1 protein-coding gene is annotated in these 814 nt (G+C 53.4%); it reads left to right on the plus strand.

The genetic code is table 11. The annotated features are described in order from the left end of the window. Window positions 1-814 (plus strand): hypothetical protein (locus tag QHT84_RS14120; RefSeq protein ID WP_283240217.1); only part of this gene is annotated, 814 nt, incomplete at both ends.

An 814-nucleotide genomic window follows, 5' to 3' on the forward strand; every position in this document is an offset into this window, starting at 1 on the left:
GCGGATGTGCTCCAAGCGGCAGCTTCACCGGACAACCGGTAGCACCAAGCTTGTGTGAGGGCGGCACCACTACAGTAACCTATAATGTAAGTGATAAATGCTACAGTGGTTCGGTAACCAGAACCTTTACCATTACAGCTCCTGCGGCGGTAATCACCAATGCCCCGGCAAACGCTTCGGCTTCGGCTTGTGCGTATGCGGATCAGGCAGCGGTTAACGCGGCTTTTGCAGCATTCTTAAACGGCTTTAGTGTAAGTGGCGGATGTGCTCCAAGCGGCAGCTTCACCGGACAACCGGTAGCACCAAGCTTGTGTGAGGGCGGCACCACTACAGTAACGTATAATGTAAGTGATAAATGCTACAGTGGTTCGGTAACCAGAACCTTTACCATTACAGCTCCTGCGGCGGTAACCACCAATGCTCCGGCAAACGCTTCGGCTTCGGCTTGTGCGTATGCGGATCAGGCAGCGGTTAACGCAGCTTTTGCAGCATTCTTAAACGGCTTTAGTGTAAGTGGCGGATGTGCTCCAAGCGGCAGCTTCACCGGACAACCGGTAGCACCAAGCTTGTGTGAGGGCGGCACCACTACAGTAACGTATAATGTAAGTGATAAATGCTACAGTGGTTCGGTAACCAGAACCTTTACCATTACAGCTCCTGCAGCGGTAACCACCAATGCTCCGGCAAACGCTTCGGCTTCGGCTTGTGCGTATGCGGATCAGGCAGCGGTTAACGCGGCTTTTGCAGCATTCTTAAACGGCTTTAGTGTAAGTGGCGGATGTGCTCCAAGCGGCAGCTTCACCGGACAACCGGT

The sequence above is a fragment of the Flavobacterium sedimenticola genome (assembly GCF_030053345.1).
Taxonomy (GTDB): Bacteria; Bacteroidota; Bacteroidia; order Flavobacteriales; family Flavobacteriaceae; genus Flavobacterium; species Flavobacterium sedimenticola.